The 23,308-nt window shown below is 38.7% G+C and carries 22 protein-coding genes; all 22 read left to right on the forward strand.

The features are described 5' to 3' along the window. Window positions 1–10: 10 nt before the first annotated feature. The 22 genes from sdaAA (at window position 11) to lepB (ending at window position 23,301) form a co-directional block, all read left to right on the forward strand. Window positions 11–919 carry an L-serine ammonia-lyase, iron-sulfur-dependent, subunit alpha gene (gene sdaAA / locus ACE1MS_RS04675; RefSeq protein WP_447402728.1) on the forward strand — a complete coding sequence of 303 codons (909 nt, stop codon included), beginning with the start codon at window positions 11–13 and terminating at the stop codon, window positions 917–919. 162 nt (window positions 920–1,081) lie between these two features. Then, window positions 1,082–1,942 carry a LysR family transcriptional regulator gene (locus ACE1MS_RS04680; protein WP_012293226.1) on the forward strand — a complete coding sequence of 287 codons (861 nt, stop codon included), beginning with the start codon at window positions 1,082–1,084 and terminating at the stop codon, window positions 1,940–1,942. A gap of 285 nt (window positions 1,943–2,227) precedes the next feature. After that, a complete protein-coding gene (locus ACE1MS_RS04685; RefSeq protein WP_197149260.1) occupies window positions 2,228–3,631 on the forward strand; it encodes a YfcC family protein in 1,404 nt (467 codons plus the stop codon). Between the two features lie 12 nt (window positions 3,632–3,643). Further along, window positions 3,644–4,795 (forward strand): M20 metallopeptidase family protein, encoded by a 1,152-nt coding sequence (locus ACE1MS_RS04690; RefSeq protein ID WP_289449322.1) that lies wholly within the window; start codon window positions 3,644–3,646, stop codon window positions 4,793–4,795. A gap of 33 nt (window positions 4,796–4,828) precedes the next feature. Continuing rightward, entirely contained in the window at window positions 4,829–5,932 is a 1,104-nt protein-coding gene (locus ACE1MS_RS04695) for a mandelate racemase/muconate lactonizing enzyme family protein (protein ID WP_080718239.1), read from the forward strand. Between the two features lie 132 nt (window positions 5,933–6,064). Continuing rightward, window positions 6,065–8,110, forward strand: coding sequence for an ATP-dependent DNA helicase RecG (recG, locus tag ACE1MS_RS04700; RefSeq protein WP_031418973.1), 2,046 nt, complete (start codon window positions 6,065–6,067; stop codon window positions 8,108–8,110). A gap of 129 nt (window positions 8,111–8,239) precedes the next feature. After that, window positions 8,240–8,812: a transcription factor FapR gene (fapR, locus tag ACE1MS_RS04705; RefSeq protein WP_031418974.1), complete on the forward strand. Its 573-nt coding sequence runs from the start codon at window positions 8,240–8,242 to the stop codon at window positions 8,810–8,812. Between the two features lie 2 nt (window positions 8,813–8,814). Continuing rightward, window positions 8,815–9,807 carry a phosphate acyltransferase PlsX gene (gene plsX / locus ACE1MS_RS04710; protein ID WP_031418975.1) on the forward strand — a complete coding sequence of 331 codons (993 nt, stop codon included), beginning with the start codon at window positions 8,815–8,817 and terminating at the stop codon, window positions 9,805–9,807. Window positions 9,808–9,824: 17 nt separating this feature from the next. Further along, complete coding sequence (fabD, locus tag ACE1MS_RS04715; RefSeq protein WP_036160954.1) at window positions 9,825–10,778, forward strand: ACP S-malonyltransferase; 954 nt, start codon at window positions 9,825–9,827, stop codon at window positions 10,776–10,778. Further along, window positions 10,771–11,517, forward strand: coding sequence for a 3-oxoacyl-[acyl-carrier-protein] reductase (gene fabG / locus ACE1MS_RS04720; protein ID WP_012293236.1), 747 nt, complete (start codon window positions 10,771–10,773; stop codon window positions 11,515–11,517). The genes fabD and fabG overlap by 8 nt, the downstream gene beginning before the upstream one ends. A gap of 58 nt (window positions 11,518–11,575) precedes the next feature. Beyond that, window positions 11,576–11,812 carry an acyl carrier protein gene (gene acpP / locus ACE1MS_RS04725; RefSeq protein ID WP_008181678.1) on the forward strand — a complete coding sequence of 79 codons (237 nt, stop codon included), beginning with the start codon at window positions 11,576–11,578 and terminating at the stop codon, window positions 11,810–11,812. Between the two features lie 396 nt (window positions 11,813–12,208). Then, a complete protein-coding gene (gene rnc, locus ACE1MS_RS04730) occupies window positions 12,209–12,973 on the forward strand; it encodes a ribonuclease III (RefSeq protein ID WP_012293239.1) in 765 nt (254 codons plus the stop codon). Between the two features lie 3 nt (window positions 12,974–12,976). Continuing rightward, the gene (gene smc, locus ACE1MS_RS04735; protein ID WP_447402729.1) at window positions 12,977–16,552 is read left to right on the forward strand and encodes a chromosome segregation protein SMC; all 3,576 of its coding nucleotides are present in this window, start codon (window positions 12,977–12,979) and stop codon (window positions 16,550–16,552) included. Between the two features lie 2 nt (window positions 16,553–16,554). Next, window positions 16,555–17,901 (forward strand): signal recognition particle-docking protein FtsY, encoded by a 1,347-nt coding sequence (gene ftsY, locus ACE1MS_RS04740; RefSeq protein ID WP_447402730.1) that lies wholly within the window; start codon window positions 16,555–16,557, stop codon window positions 17,899–17,901. A gap of 326 nt (window positions 17,902–18,227) precedes the next feature. Next, on the forward strand, window positions 18,228–18,563 hold the full coding sequence (locus ACE1MS_RS04745) for a putative DNA-binding protein (protein WP_012293242.1): 336 nt from the start codon (window positions 18,228–18,230) through the stop codon (window positions 18,561–18,563). A gap of 12 nt (window positions 18,564–18,575) precedes the next feature. Next, entirely contained in the window at window positions 18,576–19,934 is a 1,359-nt protein-coding gene (gene ffh, locus ACE1MS_RS04750) for a signal recognition particle protein (RefSeq protein ID WP_031418979.1), read from the forward strand. A 94-nt stretch (window positions 19,935–20,028) separates the two neighbouring features. Next, window positions 20,029–20,301 carry a 30S ribosomal protein S16 gene (gene rpsP, locus ACE1MS_RS04755; RefSeq protein ID WP_004269411.1) on the forward strand — a complete coding sequence of 91 codons (273 nt, stop codon included), beginning with the start codon at window positions 20,029–20,031 and terminating at the stop codon, window positions 20,299–20,301. 15 nt (window positions 20,302–20,316) lie between these two features. After that, window positions 20,317–20,550, forward strand: coding sequence for a KH domain-containing protein (locus ACE1MS_RS04760; protein WP_447402731.1), 234 nt, complete (start codon window positions 20,317–20,319; stop codon window positions 20,548–20,550). Window positions 20,551–20,918: 368 nt separating this feature from the next. Further along, the gene (gene rimM / locus ACE1MS_RS04765) at window positions 20,919–21,434 is read left to right on the forward strand and encodes a ribosome maturation factor RimM (RefSeq protein ID WP_031418980.1); all 516 of its coding nucleotides are present in this window, start codon (window positions 20,919–20,921) and stop codon (window positions 21,432–21,434) included. After that, on the forward strand, window positions 21,434–22,171 hold the full coding sequence (trmD, locus tag ACE1MS_RS04770; RefSeq protein ID WP_200991321.1) for a tRNA (guanosine(37)-N1)-methyltransferase TrmD: 738 nt from the start codon (window positions 21,434–21,436) through the stop codon (window positions 22,169–22,171). Before rimM ends, trmD begins: the two co-directional genes overlap by 1 nt. Window positions 22,172–22,287: 116 nt before the next feature. After that, window positions 22,288–22,632 carry a 50S ribosomal protein L19 gene (gene rplS, locus ACE1MS_RS04775; RefSeq protein WP_008181294.1) on the forward strand — a complete coding sequence of 115 codons (345 nt, stop codon included), beginning with the start codon at window positions 22,288–22,290 and terminating at the stop codon, window positions 22,630–22,632. 105 nt (window positions 22,633–22,737) lie between these two features. Further along, entirely contained in the window at window positions 22,738–23,301 is a 564-nt protein-coding gene (lepB, locus tag ACE1MS_RS04780; RefSeq protein ID WP_012293246.1) for a signal peptidase I, read from the forward strand. Window positions 23,302–23,308: the final 7 nt, after the last annotated feature.

A 23,308-nucleotide genomic window follows, 5' to 3' on the forward strand; every position in this document is an offset into this window, starting at 1 on the left:
GTGTCCCAGAATGGACGTTTTATTTCATAATGTTCGGGAGCTTGTGGAACGAGCAGAACAGGAAGATAAATTAATATCAGAAATTATGATTGAGCAGGAAATATTGATAACTGGCAGAACAAGAGAAGAAATTATTCAACAAATGGATCGAAACCTAACCGTGATGGAAGAAGCGGTTGAACGTGGATTAAAGGGTGTACAATCCGTTACAGGTTTAACTGGTGGGGACGCCGTGTTACTTCAAAATTACATTGCACAAGGAAAATCACTTTCGGGGGATTTATTATTAGATGCAGTAAGTAAAGCAGTTGCAACCAATGAAGTCAATGCAGCAATGGGAACAATTTGTGCAACGCCAACAGCAGGTTCCGCAGGGGTTGTACCAGGTACTCTTTTTGCGGTGAAAAATAAACTGAATCCAACTCGTGAGCAAATGATTCGTTATTTATTTACATCTGGTGCATTTGGCTTTGTTGTGGCTAATAATGCTTCCATCTCAGGTGCTGAAGGTGGCTGCCAGGCAGAGGTTGGTTCAGCGGCAGGTATGGCAGCGGCAGCTATTGTTGAGATGGCTGGAGGAACACCACAACAATGTTCAGAAGCATTTGCGATTACGTTAAAAAATATGCTGGGCCTTGTTTGTGATCCTGTAGCAGGTTTAGTGGAAGTACCTTGTGTTAAACGTAATGCAATGGGCGCTGCCAATTCTCTTGTAGCCGCAGATATGGCGCTAGCAGGTGTCACAAGCCGAATTCCATGTGATGAAGTAATTGGAGCGATGTATCGCATTGGACAATCTATGAGTCCAAACCTGAAAGAGACAGCACGCGGTGGTTTAGCGGCAACTACAACAGGTAAGGCTATTAGTAAAGCCATTCTCGAAAATGGTGGATTACAAAGTATTAAAGCTATCCAATAAAAACATGAAAAACATGCTATCCCAACAGGTAGCATGTTTTTATGTTGGTTGATAACGTAATGGAAAGAAAAACCCTCTTACGTACATAGTCGATTTAAGTATAATTAAATTTTAATAAGGGAAATGTATGTATCTTAATTTATAGCAGGGACGTGAATAGAGATGGATTTACGTAATTTGAAAACGTTTCATGTTGTTTCAACTTACCTCAACTTTACAAAAGCGGCTCAAATTTTAAATTATAGCCAGCCTACAATTAGCCAACAAATTAAAGCGTTAGAGGAAGAATTAGGACATATCTTAATTAATCGAATAGGCAAGAAAATGTTTCTTTCTCAAGTAGGAAAAATAGTAAAGGAACATACAAATCAATTATTTGGGATTATAGAGGAAATGGAACAGGATTTAAAGAATTTCGAAAAGCCATTTGGCCATTTGACAATTGCTGCGCCAGAATTTTATTGTGGCTATTATTTATCCCATATTATCGGCTCGTATTTAAAACAATATCCCCAGGTAAACCTAAAACTTCTTTGTGCCAATAGTAAAGAAACTGCGAAACTTGTGAGTTCAAATCAAGCAGATATAGGTTTTGTAGCTGGATACCCGAGTTACGCTGGCGTAGAGGGGATTTTATTGGAGGAAGAGGATTTGGTATTAGTTGGAAATCCTTTTATTATAAAGGATCATACTGTTCAGGAAATATTCGATGATTATCCCTTTATAACCTATGGTATGGATGACTGTATTGTCAGTTGCCTTCAAGAAATTCAGTGTAAGCCCCAAACGATAGTGGAATTTGGAAGCGAGGAAGCGATAAAGAGAGCAGTAATGGAACAAGTGGGTCTAGCCTTGCTGAGTGATCTCATTATACAAAAAGAGGTAAGTAAAGGGAGTCTTCAAGTTCTTTACCGATTCCCTAAAAAGTTACCTACTTATTTAATCTATCCTCAAAATGCTAAAACATTTAGTAATGTAAGTACTTTTATTGATTTAGTTAAAGATACATGGAAAACAATTTAAATGATTTGTATATGAAAAGAATGTTGCAACCTGGTGAAATCGCAGGAATGTAACATTTTTTTATTTGTAATTTTTTTGATGTATCCCGATGAATTTATATGTAAATTTATCAATAGTAACTATTCGAAATAGTAATTTTTTATTTATTTTTTTATCTATTACAATGAATAAGACGGAAATTTCAAAAAAAGGGGATGGCTTTTTATGTTGGAGAGATACGATATGCATTGATAGTGGTAATAAAAATTTGTTTTTAATCAATGATTCAACGAAGGAGGATGGTGGATGAGTAAATTTATAGCTAATAAAGAAATTGAGCAACAAAAAGGAATTAATGTTTATGTGTTAATCTTTTGCCTTATTGTTGTAGCATCTATTTTAACGTATTTTATCCCAGCTGGTTCATTTCAACGGGAAGAAGTTAATGGACGTCAAGTGATTCAACCGGGAACATTTAGTTTTACAGAGATGAACCCCATTGGATTTTTAGATATTTTTAGCAGCGTACATTCTGGCATGATGCAAGGAGCAAGTATTATTTTCTTCGTATTGATTGTAGGAGGTACCTTTGGAATACTTTCAGCCACAGGCGCATTGGAATCCTTTATCGCCATGCTATCTGTAAAAATGGCTAAACGTGAAATGTTAGTAATACCAGTATTGATGTTGTTTTTCGCCTGTGCTGGGTCATTAATGGGGATGTCTGATGAAACGATTGTGTACGTAGGAATTCTTGCACCGCTGGCTGTTGCCTTAGGTTTTGATGCAATTACGGGTTTTGCTATTGTTATTTTAGGTGCATCTGTCGGATTTTCGGCAGCTGTTATGAATCCGTTTACAGTAGGAATAGCACAAGAAATTGCGGGCTTGCCTTTATTTTCAGGGATTGCTTTTCGAATTGTCATATTTATTGTCTTATATACAGTAGCAACAATATATGTTTATCGATATGCAAAGAAAGTGAAAAATAATCCTGAAATAGGATTTTATGGAAATTTCAGAAATGATGAGAGTGGTTTTGTGCAGGGGAATTCAAAAATGGAAATAAGACATAAGCTTGTTATGGCTACATTTCTTTTGAATTTTATCGTATTGATGTATGGGGTTGTAAAACTAGGTTGGTACATTACCGAAATAGCCGGTTTATTTTTATTGTTTGGTATTTTAATGGGGCTTATTGGCAAACTATCACCTTCACATATTGCTAATTCATTTATGAAGGGTGCAGGAGACTTAGTGGGTGGCGCTCTTATCATTGGGTTAGCTCAGTCTATTTTAGTGATTTTCAATAACTCAGGGTTAATTGATACAATCCTATTTTACACGTCTGCATTGCTTGATTCAGTTCCACCTGCACTAAATGCAGTAGGGATGTTTATCTTCCAGTTATTTTTAAATTTTTTAGTACCATCCGGTAGTGGACAGGCTGCCTTAACAATGCCGATTATGGCGCCTTTATCAGATATGATTGGCGTTACAAGACAAACAGCAGTACTTGCCTATCAATTTGGAGATGGTATGTCGAATATTATATTCCCAACTGTAGGTTTTTTAATGGCGGGATTATCAATAGCGGGTATTCCTTGGGGGAAATGGATAAAATGGATTTTTCCGTTTATGCTTATTCAAATAACAGTAGCTGTTATATCGCTTATTATAGCACAAGTCATACAATACGGACCTTTCTAAAGGAGTTTAACAATGGAAATAATGAATATAAAAAAATTAGCAGAAAAAGCAATAGAGGATCGCCGTCATCTGCACCAATACCCAGAGCTTTCGGGTCAGGAATACGAAACAAGTGAGTTTATTCGCCAAAGACTAGAGAAATTAGATATAGAAATTCTAGATTACGAACCTCCAGGTGTAGTGGCATTTATAAAAGGGACAAATGGATCAAAAACTATTGCATTACGTGCTGATATAGATGCATTACCTATAGTAGAAGAGGGGGATAAACCATATATCTCCAACAAGCAGGGTGTTGCTCATATGTGTGGCCATGATGGTCATACTGCAATTTTATTAGCAGTTGCTGCATGGATAAGCTTGAATAGAGAAAAAATCGAGCCGAATATTAAGCTTATATTTCAATCAGCAGAGGAAATCACCCCAAGTGGTGCTGATTTATTAATTCAAAAAGGTGTGTTGGAAGATGTAGAGGCTATTTTTGGCATTCACTTATGGCAAGGTTTAGAGAAAGGGAAGATGGGACTAACACATGGACCAATGATGGCTTCTATTGATGATTTTGAAATTATAATTCAAGGATATGGTGGTCATGGATCAATGCCACATGAAACAATTGATCCTATTTATATAGCGAGCCATTTAATGCAGGCTTTTCAAAGTATCATAAGTAGAAATGTTAATCCTATTGATGCGGGTGTCATTACAGTAGGTAATATTCAAGCTGGAACCACTTATAATATTATTCCTGATACGGCAAAATTAACCGGAACAATCAGAGCTTTGACACCGAACACTGTAAAAATTATAAAAACGAAAATGGTAAGTTTAACAGAAGGAATTTGTCGAGCATTTGGAGCAGAGGGAAAAATCGATTTTATTTTAGGAACACCTCCGCTCGTCAATGATTCGACACAATCGCGATTTATTGAATCGATTGTACGTGAACAATTTGGAGATACCGCATTTAAGGTAGTCGAACCAGTCATGGGTGGAGAAGACTTTTCTTATTATTTACAACATAAGCCTGGAGCATTTGTTTTTGTAGGTATGGGGGGGGAAAAAAGCCAATATCCACATCATCATCCACGATTTGATTTAGATGAAGATGTTTTTCCTAATGCGATTCAATTATTTATAAATATTATCTTGCAACATAAATAATCAAACTATTTATACGAAAAGGAGTTTTACATCGTGATCAAAAAGGTTGAAGTGTTTGCAGCACGTTTACAATTAAAGGAACCATTCGTTATTTCGTATGTTCATTTAGATGATATGCCTACTATTCTTACCAGAATCGAGACGGATAAGGGGGTAGTTGGCTGGGGCGAAGCTGTGCCTGATCAAAATGTGACTGGTGAAACTTGGGAGAGTACGTATCACGTTATTAAACATGAATTAGCACCACTATTGATTAATGAAGACCCATTTGCAGTAGAGCGTATTCATAAAAAGTTTAATGAAAAAATCGATGGAGTTCCTTCAGCAAAAGCAGCATTGGACATTGCGCTCTATGATTTGATGGGGAAAATAACTGGACAACCAGTTTATCAATTAATTGGTGGAAAAGCACATAAGGAATTACAGGTGCCAAGAGTGATTAGTATTAAGAGTCCTGAGGAAATGGCTAAAGATGCAAGTGAATTTGTAGCATCGGGTTTCCGTAATATTAAAATTAAGGTTGGTACAAATGCTGAATTAGATATTGCTCGTATTCGTGCGGTAAGAGAAGCAATAGGTGATGAGGTGCAACTCCGGGTAGATGCCAATCAAGGTTGGAATAGGATGGAGACACTAAAAGTAATAAGGGAAACAACAGCTTGTCATGTAGACTGGTACGAGCAACCTGTAAAAGCACATGATTTAAGAGCATTAAAAGAAATTAGAGCCCTTTCACCTTGTAGTATTATGGTGGATGAAGGTGTTCATAATATTTATGATTTAGTCGATGTCATAGAAATGCGCGCTGCGGATATGCTAAATATAAAATTGATGAAATCAGGTGGAATCTATCCAGCTCTAGCTCTTGCAAGTCTGGCAGAGGCTGCAGAGATGCCTTGTCAAGTAGGCTCTATGGTAGAATCAGCAATCGCAACAATGGCTGGGGCACACCTAGCGATCAGTAAGTCGATTATCCATACCAACGAGATGGTTGGGCCTTTAATGTTTGTAAAAGACGTGGCAAATGTTACATACGATAAAGACATCCTGCAGTTAAGCCATAAAGCTGGATTGGGAATAGAAGTTGATGAGCAATATGTGAAAGAAATTACATGTTTCTCCTGTGAAATTAAATAATCAAAATCTAACCCTATCAATCAATGGTAGGGTTTTTGCTTATATGTAGGGTTAGGGAAATAATTTATGGTACATTAAGATAGAGAGGCTATAACACTACATAAACAAGCAATGAAGGGAGTGTGGGATAAGATGACTGAATTATATGGACCCGTCAATGAATTAAAAGGCGTCGGGAAAGAAACAGCAGCACATCTTGAATCACTAGGAATCAATACAATAGCTGATTTATTATGGACGTTCCCACATCGACATGAAGATTTTCGTTTAAAGGATTTAGCGCAAACACCACATAACGAACGGGTTACAGTTGAGTGTAAGGTGGAGCGGGAACCTACCATTTTATTTTTAGGCCGCAATAAATCAAGACTCCAAGTAACCGTTTTAGCTGGAAGACATTTAGTGAAAGTCGTATTTTTCAATCAGGGCTATTTAAAGCAAAAGCTTGTACCTGGTTCCATTATTACAGTGACTGGGAAATGGGATCGTGGTAGACAGGTCATCAATGGCACATCGGTCTCATTTGGACCTAAAACGGATCAAGTAGACTTTGAACCTGTATACAGTCTGAAAGGATTAATTCAACAAAAAAGATTTCGAAAATATATGCGACAAGTATTGGACGAATATGGCGCTAATTTGCCTGATGCTATTCCACAACATTTTCAGGATTCCTATAAGCTTTTGCCTATACAAGAAGGCTTGGAGGGGATTCATTTTCCGCAAGATGCGCAACATGCCAAACAAGCAAGAAGACGTTTTGCCTATGAAGAGCTATTAAATTTCCAGCTACGTATGCAAGCATTACGTAAGGTACGTAAGGAAAATGAACAAGGAACTGTGATTCAATATGATGTGCATTTGCTCCGTGAATTTATCGCTGCGTTACCGTATGAATTGACCAATGCTCAAAAACGCGTTGTCAATGAAATTTGTAAAGATTTGAAGGAACCACATCGAATGAATCGTTTATTACAAGGTGATGTAGGTTCAGGGAAAACGGTGGTAGCAGCTATCGGTCTATATGCTGCAGTATCAGCGGGTTATCAAGGGGCATTAATGGCACCAACGGAAATTTTAGCAGAGCAACACTTGGAGAACTTGCAAGAATGGTTCCAACCATTTGGCGTACGTGTAGCTTTGTTATCTGGGTCAACCAAAATGAAGGAGCGACGTGTAATACTAGCAGATTTGGCGAATGGAGAGCTTGATATTGTGATTGGTACACATGCCTTAATCCAGCCAGATGTTATTTTTAAAAAGCTAGGTTTTGTTATTACCGATGAACAACATCGCTTTGGTGTTGAACAACGACGTATACTGAGAGATAAAGGGGAAAACCCAGATGTGCTCTTTATGACAGCGACTCCTATTCCAAGAACACTTGCCATTACAGCATTTGGAGAAATGGATGTGTCGATGATTGATGAAATGCCGGCAGGGCGTAAACAAATTGAAACACATTGGATGAAAAAAGAGCAATTCGGATCGGTCATGTCAAAACTAGAAGGAGAGCTAGCCGCTGGAAGACAGGCCTATGCCATTTGTCCTCTCATTGAGGAATCCGATAAGCTTGATGTTCAAAATGCAGTTGAAATTTATGAACAGCTAGCGACTTATTTTAATGGCCGCTATCAAGTGGGATTAATGCATGGACGTTTATCAGCAGATGAAAAGGATGCTGTCATGCGTGCTTTTAGTGATGGTTCCATACAGGTTTTAGTTTCAACGACAGTCGTTGAGGTAGGGGTGAATGTACCGAATGCGACATTTATGATTGTCTATGACGCTGAACGATTTGGTTTAGCGCAATTGCATCAGTTACGTGGACGTGTTGGACGAGGTGAGCATCAATCCTATTGTATTTTACTTGCTGATCCTAAATCTGACGAAGGAAAAGAGCGAATGCAGTCTATGACAGAAACAAATGATGGTTTCCGCTTAGCTGAAAAAGATTTAGAGTTGCGAGGGCCAGGGGATTTTTTTGGACGCAAGCAAAGTGGTTTACCAGATTTCAAAGTAGCTGATTTAGTCCATGATTATCGGATTCTTGAAACCGCTCGCAAAGATGCAACTATGATGCTGGAAACCGATGCCTTTTGGCATGATGACGACTATCAGTACTTACGCAAAATGTTAGAAGATTCTGGCGTTATGCAAGGGGAGCGCTTCGATTAATATAGTAATATGATTCACGCTAGAATGCAGGCACTTGATTTTAAAACAAGTCTTGCATTCTTTTTTTAACCTCTATATACTGATATTAGTACCAAGTGCTAATAACAACTCAAAAGGTGGCGAATGATGTTGAGACGAACAAAAAAAGAACGACAGCGACTACTAACTGAAACGATAGCTGAAAATCCATTCGTCACAGATGAACAGCTAGCAACACAGTTTCAGGTAAGTGTTCAAACAATTCGCTTAGACCGTATGGAATTATCCATACCAGAATTACGAGAGCGTATTAAAGATGTCGCTTCAAAAAACTATGAAAATGAAGTGAAATCTCTACCGATTGATGAGGTCATCGGAGAAATTGTTGATATTGAATTAGATAATCGAGCACTTTCGATTTTTGATGTGAAAGAAGAGCATGTTTTCCAGCGCAACGGCATCGCACGTGGACATCATTTGTTCGCACAAGCAAACTCTTTAGCGGTTGCCGTTATTAACGATGAACTAGCATTGACAGTACATTCTACTATTACGTTTGTGAAACCTGTTCGTGCTGGAAATCGTGTTATTACAAAAGCGATTGTTATCGGACGAGATGATAAAAATCATCGGACAAAAGTTGAGGTAACATCTACTGTTAATGGCGAAACCGTTTTTGTTGGTGAATTTGATATGTACCGTACGAAAGGTAAAGGTGAGTAATAATGAAATTAGCGCTAGATGGAATGGGTGGAGACAATGCACCAAAATCAGTAATTGAAGGTGCACTCTTGGCATTAGAGCAAATTCCAAATTTAGAAATTCAATTATATGGACAGCAAGAGAAGCTTGAGCCATTTTTAAAGCAGCATGATCGATTAACGATCGTACATTGTGAGGAAGTAGTTGAAGGAACCGACGATCCAGCACGTGCTGTTCGTAGAAAAAAAGATTCTTCCATGGCGCGCATGATGGATGCAGTGGATGAGGGTAGAGCAGATGCTTGTCTCTCAGCAGGAAATACAGGTGCTTTAATGGCAGGTGGTTTATTTAAAGTAGGTCGTATTGAAGGAATTGCCCGACCAGCTTTAGCGACGACATTACCAACACTTGATGGTAAGGGCTTTTTAATGCTTGATTTAGGTGCTAACGCAGATGCCCGTCCAGAACATCTAGTACAATATGCGATTATGGGCGATATTTATGCGAAGAAAGTTGGCGGGTTACAAAAACCTCGAATCGGCTTATTAAATATCGGTACTGAAGATAAAAAAGGAAATGAATTAACGAAAGCAACCTTTGATTTATTAAAAGAAGCGAATTTGAATTTTATTGGTAATGTAGAGGCACGTGATTTACTTGAAGGAGTAGCTGATGTTGTTGTTACGGATGGCTTTACGGGGAATATGGTGTTGAAGTCAATTGAAGGTACGGCGGGCGCTTTATTTTCAATGTTAAAAGAGGCGTTTATGTCCTCAACAAAAACGAAGATTTCGGCGGTCCTTATGAAAAATAATTTACGTGACTTAAAACATAAAATGGACTATACAGAATACGGTGGTGCTGGATTGTTTGGCTTACAGGCACCTGTAATAAAGGCTCATGGATCATCTAATGCGAAAGCGATTTTTAGTGCTATCCGCCAAGCAAACACAATGGTTGAACATACTGTTATTTCGACAATTACAGAAACAGTACGCCACATAGAAATTGATTAACAAAGGGGATTTTTCAAATGACGAAAATAGCATTTATTTTTCCGGGACAAGGTTCGCAAGTAGTGGGAATGGGGCAAGAGTTTGTTGAAAATGCAGCGGAAAGTAAAGCCTTCTATGATCGTGCAGACCAAGCTCTCGATTTGGAGCTATCTAAGCTAATGTTAGAAGGTCCAGCGGAGGAATTAACTTTAACATATCATGCTCAGCCAGCGCTATTAACTACAGGTGTAATGGTAGCAGAGAAGCTACGTGCAGCCGGAATTCAACCGCATTATGCAGCAGGTCACTCCCTTGGAGAATATGGTGCATTGGTTATTGCGGGCGTCATGTCCTTTGAAGATGCCGTGAAGATTGTGCATAAACGTGGACTCTATATGAACGAAGCTGTACCTGCTGGACAAGGTGCTATGGCAGCGATTTTAGGCATGGAATTAGAAGCATTAAATGAAGTAACTGAGCAAGTGTCTGCAACAGGTCATCCTGTGCAGGTCGCCAATGTTAATTGCCCGGGGCAAATTGTTATTTCAGGAACAAAAGAGGGTGTTGAGAAGGCATCAAGCGCTGCAAAAGATGCAGGGGCTAAGCGTGCAATACCATTAGTTGTAAGTGGTCCATTCCATTCTGAACTGATGCGACCATCGTCAGAGATGCTGAAAGCTGCGTTGGTTGATGTTACTTTAGCGGCTCCGCAAATTCCTGTTGTAGGGAACGTGATGGCTAAGGAGTTAACGGATGTTCCGGCTATTCAACAAGAGCTTGTTGAACAGGTTTATAGTGCTGTTCAATGGGAGGCATCTATGCGCGAAATGATTGCACAAGGTGTGGATGTCTTTATTGAATGTGGCCCGGGTAAAGTATTAAGTGGTCTATTGAAAAAAATCGATCGCTCTGTTGCTGCCTATTGTGTCTATGATGAGGCATCATTAGAAGCGGTTCTAGAAGCGTCAAAGGAGTGGTCAATCAATGCGTAAACTTGAGGGAAAAGTAGTTGTTGTAACAGGAGCTTCACGAGGAATAGGTCGTGCTATTGCATTAAAGCTTGCTGACGAAGGTGCGAAAGTTGTCGTGAATTATAGTGGCTCGCAAGCAAAAGCTGAAGAAGTGGTTGCTATAATTCAAGAAGGCGGTGGTGAGGCAATTGCTGTACAAGCTAGCGTCTCTCAAACAGAAGAAGTGACAGCATTAATGGATACAGCTGTGAAAACATTTGGCTCCCTTGATATTTTAGTGAATAATGCTGGTATTACAAGAGATAATTTACTTATGCGCATGAAGGAAAATGAATGGGATGATGTCTTAGATACGAATCTTAAGGGTGTTTTCCTATGTACCAAAGCGGTAACACGTCAAATGATGAAGCAACGTGCTGGTCGAATTATTAATATTTCATCGATTGTTGGCGTAGCTGGAAATGCGGGCCAAGCAAACTATGTAGCTGCTAAAGCGGGTGTTATTGGGTTAACAAAAACAACTGCGAAGGAATTAGCGTCTCGCAATATTTTAGTTAATGCTATTGCACCTGGTTTTATCGAAACTGAAATGACAGATCAGTTACCAGAAGATATTAAACAAGGGATGTTAACTCAAATTCCGCTTGCAAAACTAGGGCAACCAGAGGATATTGCAAAGGCAGTTGTTTTCCTTGCATCCGATGACGCAAACTATATGACTGGACAAACGCTTCATATAGACGGTGGTATGGTCATGTAATTTCAATTAGGCATGAGCGCTAATTTTTTGTATAATCATTTGAGGGGAGGTGAATCATTTGTCTACAGTATTAGAACGCGTAACAAAAGTAATCGTGGACCGTTTAGGTGTTGAAGAAAGCGAAGTAACACTTGAAGCTTCTTTCCGTGATGATTTAGGTGCTGACTCATTAGACGTAGTTGAGCTTGTAATGGAGCTTGAAGACGAATTCGATATGGAAATTTCTGATGAAGATGCTGAAAAAATCTCAACAGTAGGTTCTGCAATTTCATACATCGAAAGTAAAATAAACTAATTTCGTTTGTACTTTATTTAGCAGAAATTTATCACCCTTATTGGTGTAATGGTTATCGTAATTATACAAATGGTATTTATGATTGGTTGAATAAAGGAGAAATAGTTTCCTGCTTTTCTTTACAGGGAAGCAGATCTAATAGACAAGATGTATTCAAAGGGGACGAAATAGATCGGTTTTCGATCTATAGACGTCCTCTTTTTGTTTCAATTATATAGTGGATTTACATCCCGAAGATCGATTGGGACACAAATGTGCCAAGGCTTAATTGATTTTGGAAATAAATTTGCTAAAAATTTTCCAAAATATTGTGTTTATGCCGAAATACTTTTGCATAAACGCTTTGAAAAAGGTACACTAAAACGGTAGAAACTATTAGGAAGGCAGATTTGTTCAATGGCTATGAAAAGAAAAGGAACTATGCAGAAATCTGGCGTACTTCCTGAAAAAGTACGCAATCAATTCGAGCTGCTACAGCATGAATTAAATATCACATTTATTAATAAAAATTTATTGTATCAAGCATTCACGCATTCATCTTATGTGAATGAGCATCGCCGTAAGCTATTTACGGATAATGAGCGTCTTGAATTTTTAGGGGACGCAGTACTTGAACTGTCTGTTTCTAAATATCTTTTTGAGAAATACCCCAATATGAGCGAGGGTGAGTTAACAAAGTTACGAGCATCCATTGTTTGTGAACCATCTCTAGTTATTTTTGCAAATGAACTAGGCTTTGGTCGCTTTGTTTTACTTGGAAAAGGTGAAGAATTAACAGGTGGACGGGAACGCCCAGCACTACTTGCAGATGTGTTTGAGTCATTTGTAGGTGCCTTATATTTAGATCAAGATTTACAAACGGTCGTGTCATTTTTAGAACGTATCGTGTTCCCAAAAGTAGAAGTCGGTGCTTTTTCGCATGTGATGGATTTTAAAAGCCAATTGCAAGAAATGGTACAGCAAACAAATAATGGACTTCTTCATTATGAAATCATTGATGAAAAAGGTCCTGCACATAATCGTACCTTTGTATCAAGCGTCTTACTGAACGGACAAGAGCTTGGTATTGGTCGAGGAAAATCGAAAAAAGAAGCCGAGCAGCAAGCTGCACAATGTGCTATGCGTATGATGCGAGAAGAAGCTGCAAAAGAGGAGGCTTAAAAGATGTTCCTAAAACGACTAGAAGTGATTGGCTTTAAATCATTTGCGGAGCGCATTGGTATTGACTTTGTACCCGGTGTTACAGCGGTTGTCGGACCAAATGGCAGTGGAAAAAGTAATGTCACAGATGCAATACGTTGGGTACTTGGAGAGCAATCGGCAAAGTCGTTACGTGGATCAAAGATGGAAGATGTAATTTTTGCAGGGAGTGACTCTCGGAAGCCGCTCAACTTTGCAGAGGTAACACTAATATTAGATAATACCGACGAGCAACTTGCTTTTTCCTATACAGAAGTCAGCGTAACAAGACGCGTATACCGTTCAGGTGATAGTGAATATTTATTAAATAACCAGCAGTGTCGCCTGAAGGATATTACGGACTTGTTTATGGATTCAGGCCTTGGAAAAGAGGCTTTTTCTATAATTTCACAGGGTCGTGTCGATGAAATTTTAAATAGCCGACCTGATGACCGTCGTTCGATTTTTGAAGAGGCAGCTGGCGTACTAAAGTATAAAATAAGAAAGAAAAAAGCAGAGCATAAACTTGTTGAGACAGATGAAAATTTGTATCGTGTATTAGATATTCTTCATGAATTAGACAGTCGTCTAGGACCTCTCGAAATGCAAGCATCTAGTGCAAGAGACTATGTACAAATGTCTACTGAGCTAAAAGATTTTGATATTGCCATTCTTGTGCATGATTTTAAAAATTGTGCACAGTCTTTGCGTGCGCTAAAAGAAGAATACACAAACCTATCTGAGATAGAGCAAAAGCAAGCTCAAGATATTGCAGCTTTCGATAAACAGACAATTCATATTCGTAAGCTATTAAAAGAGCTTGATGAATATTTGGATGTTTCACAAGCTGACCTAGTTAATGCCACAATGGAGGTAGAACGATGGGATGGACGAAAGGCGCTAATGGCTGAAAAGCGTCAAAATGCGTCCAATCAATTACAGCAACTGAATACGTCATTACAAGAAGCAAAAGCAGAAGTAGAGGCATTGCTTATTCAGGAGCAAGAGAAAAAAGCTGTATTCTCAGAAAAACAACAAGCCGTGTCGGTGCTAAAACAGAGCATTAAACAGTTAGAGCAATCATTAAATCGCTCGGTAACAGAAATTGAACAAGAAATTGAGGAGCAAAAAAATCGATATATCGATTCGTTGAATGAAGAAGCGACCATCAAAAATGAGTTAAAAAATATCGATCAGCAGTTGGCTCAACAAAAAGCTATGGCAACACGAATGTCTGACCAAACTGATGAAATTGGGCAAGAGCTTATGCAAATTATTGCTGAAAAAGAACAGCTAGTAGCAGTACATACTACAACAACAAATGATTTGCAAGAAAAGCTAGACCAATATGATGCTTTGCAAATACAGTTGAAAAATGTTAATTCAACCTTTACTGAGAAGCAAGATATGCTGTATAAAGCTTATCAGCATCAGCAGCAACTTAAAGCTAGAAAAGACACGTTAGCGGAGCTTGAAGCTGACTTTTCAGGGTTTTTCCAAGGTGTTAAAGAAGTACTACTGGCACGAGATAAAGGGGAATTACAAGGTATTGAGGGTGCCGTAGCTGAGTTAATTCAAGTTGAGGGGAAATATTCACAAGCAATAGAAACCGCTTTAGGAGCTGCCTCTCAGCACATTGTCACAACTAATGAACGCCATGCCCAACAGGCTATTCATTGGCTAAAACAAAAGCGAGCTGGACGTGCGACCTTCTTACCGAAAACAGTAATGAAATCACGCAAAATTAATCTAGCGACTATCCAATTGGCCACTGAGCACCCAGCATTTGTTCGAATGGCGGATGCGTTAGTGACTTTCAATGAAGATAATCGAACGATTGTTGAAAACCTTCTAGGGAATGTCATCGTTGCAGCAAATCTTGAAGGGGCAAGTCAAATTGCTAGATTATGTGGGTTCCGTTATCGAGTTGTTACGCTTGATGGAGATATTGTTAATGCAGGGGGCTCGTTAACGGGTGGTGCTTTGAAACAGCAATCTTCACTCTTTACAAGAAAAGCGGAATTAGATGGTTTAGTTCTAAAGCTAGAGTCTCTACAAGCTTCCATTTATGGTGCCGAACAGGCTGTTGCAGCGGAAAAGGAAAAGCTAGCAACAATTCGTGATCAAGTAGAGCTGCTGAAGCTTGAAGGGGAGCAATTACGAAAAGATGAGATGCAGCAGGCGGGTCGTTTACGTGAGTTAGAAGCTGTGGAGAAAAGCTTGTCGGCTAGAGTAACTTTTGCCTCGACTGAAACACAAGATGTAAAAACACGAGAAGAGGCATTATTGGCTCAAAAGCAAGAAGCAGAGGAACGTTTAAGCGCGCTTGCAGTAGAATTAATCGAAATCAACGAAACGGTTGAGCAATTAAGTAAGGTTAAACTACAAAGTGTGACAGAAAAAGATGTATTACGAGAGCAATTGGCAGAAAAACGCTCACAATTAGCTGTAATGCAGGAACAAATGTCACAAGTTCAAATAGCTACAGCTGATTTAGCCCTACAATTAAACAAAGCTCAACAAAAAGTTGAAAATATTTCTCAGGAAATATTATGGCTTCAATCTGATGAATCGACAAATTATTTAAGTGATGAAGAGGTCGATGAACAGGTGATGACTTGGAAGGCTAGAAGAGATGAGCTACAACAGGCAATTTCTCAGAAAAAAGAAGAAAAAGTAGGGCAACAGAATGAACTTTCAACGCTAGAGGCGCAGCTGAAGGAATTACAACGAATCCATAAAGGATATCTTGAAGCGATACGTGGAAATGAGTTGAAACGAAACCGTGTTGAATTTGAGATGGACAATTTCACAGAACAGCTTGAGGAAAACTATCAGCTAACCTTCGAAGAAGCACAAGAAGAAGCACGGGCTATAGAAGATGAGGAATTTATACGCCGACGTGTTAAATTGCTTAAAAAATCAATTGAAGAGCTTGGACCTGTTAATTTAGGTGCGATTGAAGAATATGAAAGAGTACTCGAACGACATACGTTCTTAACTGAACAGCGAGAGGATTTGCTTGCGGCGCAAGAAACATTGCATGAAGCCATTAAAGAAATGGATGAAGAAATGACAATGCGCTTTAGCGAAACGTTCTTTGCAATTCGAGAACAATTTAGACTTGTGTTCCGTGAATTGTTTGGTGGGGGGCAAGCCGATTTAGTGCTTATTGACCCGCAAAATTTACTAGAAACAGGCATTGAAATCGTTGCTCAACCTCCAGGGAAAAAATTACAAAATTTAAGTTTACTTTCTGGTGGTGAACGTGCGCTAACGGCGATCGCTTTATTATTCTCCATCTTAAACATAAGACCAGTCCCATTTTGTATTCTCGATGAAGTCGAGGCTGCTTTAGATGAAGCAAATGTTGTGAGATACAGCCAATATTTGAAAAAGTTTAGTGGTGAAACACAATTCATTGTCATTACCCATCGTAAAGGAACGATGGAGGGAGCGGATGTCCTGTATGGTATAACTATGCAGGAGTCAGGTGTATCGAAACTCGTATCAGTAAAATTAGAAGACGAACCCGTACTTGCGGAGCAAAGGAGCAAATAAGGATGAGCTTTTTTAAGCGTTTAAAAGATAAATTGATGGGGAATCCAGCGGAGGAAGAAAAACTAGAGGCTCTTGAACATGATGTGGATTCTCATCAACAGGAATCAGAAGGAGACAGTGAGTCACCAATGACTGTGATTGAAGAACCTTCTGAGCAATTCGAGCAACCCTCACAAATTGAAGAGACAAAAGAATCCGAACAATCTTCACAAATTGAAGAGACAAAAGAATCCGAACAATCTTCACAAATTGAAGAGACAAAAGAATCCGAACAATCTTCAGACATCGAAGGTACAAAAGATTTAGAGCCTTCTCCAAGCGAGGAAGAAGAGCAGCTAGAACTACAAGTTATTGAGGAACAACCAGCTGAGGAGAAAAAACCTTCTGCTTGGTCTATTACGCAAAAATTTAAAGCCGGCCTTGAAAAAACACGTAATTCCTTTACATCGAAAGTCAACGACCTTGTTGCGCGTTATCGTAAAGTAGATGAGGATTTCTTTGAGGAATTAGAAGACCTTTTATTACAGGCCGATGTTGGTTTTGAAACGGTCATGGAACTTATGGATAAATTACGTTTCGAAGTGCAACGTAAAAATATAAAAGATACAAATGGTATACAAACTTTAATTTCTGAAAAGCTTGTAGAAATATATGAGCAAGGTGAAGAAGATTTAATTGAATTAAATATGCAGCCTGATGGTGAACTGACAGTCATTCTATTTGTTGGGGTGAATGGTGTAGGGAAAACAACGACAATTGGTAAACTTGCTCATCGTCTAAAGTCCCAAGGCAAAACAGTCGTTTTAGCTGCAGGTGATACATTCCGTGCAGGTGCTATTGATCAATTACAAGTGTGGGGAGATCGTGTAGGTTGTGAGGTGATTAAACAATCTGAGGGCTCTGATCCAGCAGCAGTTATGTATGATGCAATTCGTGCTGCTAAAAACAGAAAAGCAGATGTGTTAATTTGTGATACTGCTGGACGCTTACAAAACAAAGTGAATTTAATGAACGAGCTTGAAAAAGTACATCGTGTCATTTCCCGTGAAATCCCAAGTGCTCCGCATGAAGTATTATTAGCGTTAGATGCAACAACTGGTCAAAATGCCCTTGTTCAAGCACAAACATTTAAAGAAGCAACGAATGTGACAGGTATCGTTTTAACAAAGCTGGACGGTACAGCTAAGGGTGGTATTGTGCTTGCAATCCGTAATAAATTACACATTCCTGTGAAATTTGTAGGTCTTGGAGAGAAAATGGACGATTTACAGCCATTTGATGCAGAACGATATGTCTATGGGTTATTTGCTGATGGTTTAGATAAAGAATTACAAAACAATGAAGAATAACAGATAAATTGGCTTTGCCATTTTATCTTGATTTAGCATTCATCTCCTTCATGTATCGGAGGGGATGAATGTTTGTTTTTTTATAGGTCATTAATGTTAGATTAACCTCTCCATAAGAAATGTGACATTCATTCACTGGGGTGTAATCGTGTAGAAACGGTCGCCTATGAAAAATTGAATTGACATGTTGGAAAGTAATACTAGCTCAAGGCAAGAAATGCCCAAAAGTAAGTAAATGAGGCTTTTAGACAAGGAGATTACCTTGACACAGACGGGCGCTTTTCGATATGATACAAATGACTAAATAGCAGGAGGAGAAATATTCGATGCTACTTGAAAAAACAACACGCATGAACTTTCTCTTCGACTTTTATCAAGCATTATTAACAGATAAGCAAAGAAGTTATATGGAACTATACTATTTGGATGATCACTCACTAGGTGAAATCGCTGAATCGTATGGGGTTTCACGCCAAGCTGTCTACGATAATATTCGTCGAACAGAAGCAATGCTTGAGGAATATGAAGAAAAATTATGTTTACTTGAAAAATTTCAACAACGTACCCAAATGCTTTCACAGCTAACAATGGGGATAACAGAACAAAGTATGACAGCTGAAGAGCAGTTAGCGCTTATTGAACAGCTGAAAGAATGGGATTAGGAGGCGAAAGCGATGGCTTTTGAAGGATTAGCGGAACGACTCCAAGGAACGATCCAAAAAATTAAGGGCAAAGGGAAAGTATCAGAGCAAGACGTCAAAGAAATGATGCGTGAAGTCCGATTTGCTTTAATTGAGGCGGATGTTAACTTAAAAGTAGTCAAGGAATTTGTAAAAAAGGTTAGTGAACGTGCTGTTGGTGTAGATGTTATGCAAAGCTTAACACCAGGTCAACAAGTCATTAAAATTGTACAAGATGAATTAACCGAATTAATGGGTGGCGAGCAAAGCCCAATTAAATTTAATACGAAGCCTCCAACTGTTATTATGATGGTCGGTCTCCAAGGAGCAGGGAAAACGACAACTACAGGTAAATTGGCTAATGTTCTACGAAAAAAATATAATCGTAAACCATTGTTAGTAGCAGCCGACGTTTATCGTCCAGCAGCTGTTCAACAATTAGAAACATTAGGTAAACAGCTTTCATTACCAGTTTTTTCGTTAGGCACTGATATTTCTCCTGTAGAGATTGCGCGTCAGGCAATTGAAAAGGCGAAAGAAGACCATCACGATGTCGTAATTATCGATACGGCCGGCCGTTTGCACATCGATGAGGATTTGATGCAAGAATTAAAAGATATACGCGCATTAAAAGAGCCAGATGAGGTCTTTCTTGTTGTTGATGCAATGACAGGTCAAGATGCCGTGAACGTAGCAGAAAGCTTTAACGAGGCTATTGGTATTACAGGAGTTGTGTTAACGAAACTTGATGGTGATACTCGTGGTGGTGCGGCATTATCTATACGTTCTGTAACGCAGAAACCGATTAAGTTTGTCGGTATGGGCGAAAAAATGGATGCGCTAGAACCTTTCCATCCTGAACGTATGGCGTCTCGTATTTTAGGTATGGGAGATGTTCTATCGCTGATCGAAAAGGCCCAAGCAAATGTAGATGAGGCAAAAGCCAAAGAGTTAGAAGAAAAATTCAAGACTCAATCCTTTACATTTGATGATTTCGTGGAGCAACTACAGCAAGTTAAAAAAATGGGACCTCTAGATGAAATTTTAAAGATGCTCCCTGGTGCAAACAAAATTAAAGGCTTAGATAATGTCAAAGTTGATGATAAGCAAATGGGGCGTGTAGAGGCGATTATTTACTCCATGACGCCTGCTGAAAAGACGAATCCTGAATTGATTAATGGCAGCCGTAAAAAGCGCATTGCTAAAGGTTCAGGGACCTCTATTCAAGAGGTGAATCGTCTGATTAAGCAATTTGATGAAATGAAAAAAATGATGAAGCAAATGACTGGAATGGCAAGTGGTAAGGGCAAGAAAAAAATGAAATTACCAGGCTTTGATTCATTGTTTAAATAATAATTTTTAGGTGTTAAGAAAAAACACTTTACAAACAACCTAAACATTGATAATATACTATCTTGTGTGAAACTTATTCGGAGGTGCTATTAAAATGGCAGTTAAAATTCGCTTAAAACGTATGGGAGCTAAAAAATCTCCTTTCTATCGTATCGTAGTTGCAGACGCTCGTTCACCACGTGACGGCCGTCAAATCGAAACAGTTGGTACTTACAACCCACTAACTCAACCAGCTACTGTAAACATTGATGAAGAGAAAGCTCTTAAATGGTTAGCTGACGGTGCAAAACCATCAGATACAGTACGTAACCTGTTCTCAGAACAAGGTATCATGGAGAAATTCCATAACCAAAAATTCAGTAAATAATCGGGGGCGACGTCTTTGAAGCAGCTGATTGAAGCAATCGTTTTACCGTTAGTCGATTATCCAGAAGAAGTTCGTATTGAGACGGATGAAAATGCAAATCGAATTGTTTATAAACTTTTTGTTCATCCAGAGGATCGAGGGAAAGTCATAGGCAAGCAAGGGCGAGTAGCGAAAGCAATTCGTACAATTGTTTATTCAGCGGCAGGTAGTCACCATCACAAGAAGACCTACGTCGATATATTGGATTAATAGAAAAGATTTTCGCGCTCTTGCAACGAGTACAATTGAGTCCTGATAGGTGTGTTTACATGTCGCTTAGGAGTTCGAAGTGGCCTTTAGCATGAAGCGTAATATCTGGACTAAGAAGGAGGGAGCTTGTAGGTTCCTTCCTTTTTTCTTTATTTCGCCTAGAATTGTTCTTTTTATTTAGGAAAAACAGGGCATAAAGTTTTAACTAAGATTACAGCTAGAGGCAATTGATTATATTAATATGGACGAGACAATTGATTGTCTTAGCTGAACCTACATTTTTCCGAAGTAAATTTGCTAACTACGGGAAAAGGTAGAAAGCGAATGCAATTGGAGAGAGTAGTACGTTTTAATGAGGTGATAGTTGAATGGAATGGTTTAATGTAGGTCGAATTGTCAATACACACGGTATTCGAGGAGAGGTGCGTATATTATCGACAACAGACTTTGAAAAAGAGCGTTTTGCGGTAGGGAATAAGCTTGCTGCCTTTAAAAAGGACGATAAAAAGCCAACTTGGGTAACGATTCAATCTGTGCGTCGTCATAAAAACTTTATTTTATTAACATTCGAAGGCATGAATAACATCAATTTGGTCGAGCCGTTTAAAGAAGGTTTGTTAAAAGTGACAAAAGATCAAATGACTGATGATCTCCTGGAAGAAAATGAATTCTTTTTCCATGAGATTATAGGTTGTACAGTTGTTTCTGAAGAAGGCGAAACAATTGGTGTTGTGAACGATATTCTACAAACAGGTGCTAATGATGTATGGGTGGTTAAAGGCTCAAAGAAGGAGCATTATATCCCTTATATAGAAGATATCGTGAAAGATATTGATGTGGATGAGAAGAAAATTGTCATTCACGTAATGGAAGGTTTATTATGATGAATATTCATGTGCTGAGCCTTTTTCCCGATATGTTCTCAGGTGTTTTCGGGGCTTCTATTTTAAAGAAAGCTCAAGAAAAAAATGCGGTCAAGCTAGAGGTAACCGACATCCGTACATTTTCGGGGAATAAGCACAATCAAGTTGACGACTATCCATATGGTGGCGGAGCAGGCATGGTTTTAAAGCCTGAGCCGATGTTTAGCGCTGTAGAAGCAATTTGTGCAGGAAAACAACCACGCATCATTTTAATGTGCCCTCAGGGAGAACGATTCACCCAAAAAAAAGCAGAAGAATTGTCACAAGAGAAGGAATTAGTCTTTTTATGTGGTCACTATGAAGGCTATGATGAACGTATACGCCAGCACCTTGTAACAGATGAAATTTCTATTGGGGATTTCGTTTTAACAGGTGGAGAACTAGGAGCCATGACGGTTATCGATAGTGTTGTACGCCTATTACCAGGTGTATTAGGCCAAGAAGATTCACATATACAAGATTCCTTTTCAACTGGTCTCTTAGAGCATCCTCATTATACTCGACCAGCAGAATTTCGAGGAATGAAGGTGCCAGATGTTTTATTATCGGGCAATCACGCAAAAATTGAGCAATGGCGTGAGGAGCAATCGTTGAAAAGAACCTTTGAACGTCGTCCTGATTTACTTGATCTATATTCTTTAACTGACAAGCAAAAATTGTATTTAGAAAAACTTAAAAACAATCAACAAGATGCTTGATTGCTCAGTATATTTATGATAACATTTAATCTGTACTTCTATGTGAAGTACTGAATTACGGTGTTCCGCTGTGGCATAGATTGCGTGCAAGAGCATCTGTCTAAGGAGAGAAAACAATGTCAAACATTATTACAGAAATTACAAAATCTCAACTTCGCACGGATCTACCTGCTTTCCGTCCTGGTGATACTGTTAAGGTACACGTGAAAGTAGTAGAGGGTACTCGTGAACGTATCCAGCTTTTCGAAGGTGTAGTAATTAAACGTCGTGGTGGCGGTATTAGCGAAACTTTCACAGTTCGTAAAATTTCTTACGGTGTAGGTGTTGAGCGTACATTCCCTGTACACACACCAAAAATCGCTAACTTAGAAGTTGTACGTCGTGGTAAAGTACGTCGTGCTAAACTTTACTACCTACGTAACCTACGTGGTAAAGCTGCTCGTATTAAAGAAATTCGATAATTATGACTTAAAAGTGAGGGGCTTGTACGCAAGCTCCTTTTCTTTTTGCTTGTCATCTTAATTCCCTATCAACTAAAATAGTGTTAGACAAGGGGGCATTTCTCAATGGAAAAACAGGTGAAAGAAAAGAATGAATTATGGGAATGGACAAAAGCGCTATTAATTGCATTTGCGATTGCTGCAATTATACGGTATTTTTTATTTACACCAATTGCAGTTGATGGTGAGTCCATGATGCCAACCCTTGAAGATGGCGACCGCATGATTGTGAATAAAATTGGTTATAAAATTGGTGAACCGAAACGCTTTGATATTGTTGTGTTTCATGCACCTGAACAAAAAAATTACATTAAACGTGTAATTGGATTGCCAGGAGATTCACTGGAATATAAAGATGATCAATTATATATCAACGGTGAGCCAATTGATGAGCCCTATTTAGATGCTTATAAAGCTCAAATTACAGGGGGAACATTAACAGAAGACTTTACCTTAAAAGACATCGATGTTTCATTAGATGAGATTCCAAAAGGGTATGTTTTTGTCATGGGGGATAATCGTCGAAATAGTAAAGACAGTCGACATATTGGTCTAGTAGATCAAAAGGAAATCATCGGCAACACAAGTTTGATTTTCTGGCCGTTTAATGACATAAAAATTGTAAAGTAATGCAAGA

The organism is Lysinibacillus sp. fkY74-1 (genome assembly GCF_053165895.1).

Bases quoted from the DNA above. Each gene is read 5' to 3' on its own strand.
- sdaAA (WP_447402728.1), top strand. From the start codon at position 11: ATGGACGTTTTATTTCATAATGTTCGGGAGCTTGTGGAACGAGCAGAA.
- ACE1MS_RS04680 (WP_012293226.1), top strand. From the start codon at position 1,082: ATGGATTTACGTAATTTGAAAACGTTTCATGTTGTTTCAACTTACCTC.
- ACE1MS_RS04685 (WP_197149260.1), top strand. From the start codon at position 2,228: ATGAGTAAATTTATAGCTAATAAAGAAATTGAGCAACAAAAAGGAATT.
- ACE1MS_RS04690 (WP_289449322.1), top strand. From the start codon at position 3,644: ATGGAAATAATGAATATAAAAAAATTAGCAGAAAAAGCAATAGAGGAT.
- recG (WP_031418973.1), top strand. From the start codon at position 6,065: ATGACTGAATTATATGGACCCGTCAATGAATTAAAAGGCGTCGGGAAA.
- plsX (WP_031418975.1), top strand. From the start codon at position 8,815: ATGAAATTAGCGCTAGATGGAATGGGTGGAGACAATGCACCAAAATCA.
- fabD (WP_036160954.1), top strand. From the start codon at position 9,825: ATGACGAAAATAGCATTTATTTTTCCGGGACAAGGTTCGCAAGTAGTG.
- fabG (WP_012293236.1), top strand. From the start codon at position 10,771: ATGCGTAAACTTGAGGGAAAAGTAGTTGTTGTAACAGGAGCTTCACGA.
- rnc (WP_012293239.1), top strand. From the start codon at position 12,209: ATGGCTATGAAAAGAAAAGGAACTATGCAGAAATCTGGCGTACTTCCT.
- smc (WP_447402729.1), top strand. From the start codon at position 12,977: ATGTTCCTAAAACGACTAGAAGTGATTGGCTTTAAATCATTTGCGGAG.
- ftsY (WP_447402730.1), top strand. From the start codon at position 16,555: ATGAGCTTTTTTAAGCGTTTAAAAGATAAATTGATGGGGAATCCAGCG.
- ACE1MS_RS04745 (WP_012293242.1), top strand. From the start codon at position 18,228: ATGCTACTTGAAAAAACAACACGCATGAACTTTCTCTTCGACTTTTAT.
- ffh (WP_031418979.1), top strand. From the start codon at position 18,576: ATGGCTTTTGAAGGATTAGCGGAACGACTCCAAGGAACGATCCAAAAA.
- rpsP (WP_004269411.1), top strand. From the start codon at position 20,029: ATGGCAGTTAAAATTCGCTTAAAACGTATGGGAGCTAAAAAATCTCCT.
- rimM (WP_031418980.1), top strand. From the start codon at position 20,919: ATGGAATGGTTTAATGTAGGTCGAATTGTCAATACACACGGTATTCGA.
- trmD (WP_200991321.1), top strand. From the start codon at position 21,434: ATGAATATTCATGTGCTGAGCCTTTTTCCCGATATGTTCTCAGGTGTT.
- rplS (WP_008181294.1), top strand. From the start codon at position 22,288: ATGTCAAACATTATTACAGAAATTACAAAATCTCAACTTCGCACGGAT.
- lepB (WP_012293246.1), top strand. From the start codon at position 22,738: ATGGAAAAACAGGTGAAAGAAAAGAATGAATTATGGGAATGGACAAAA.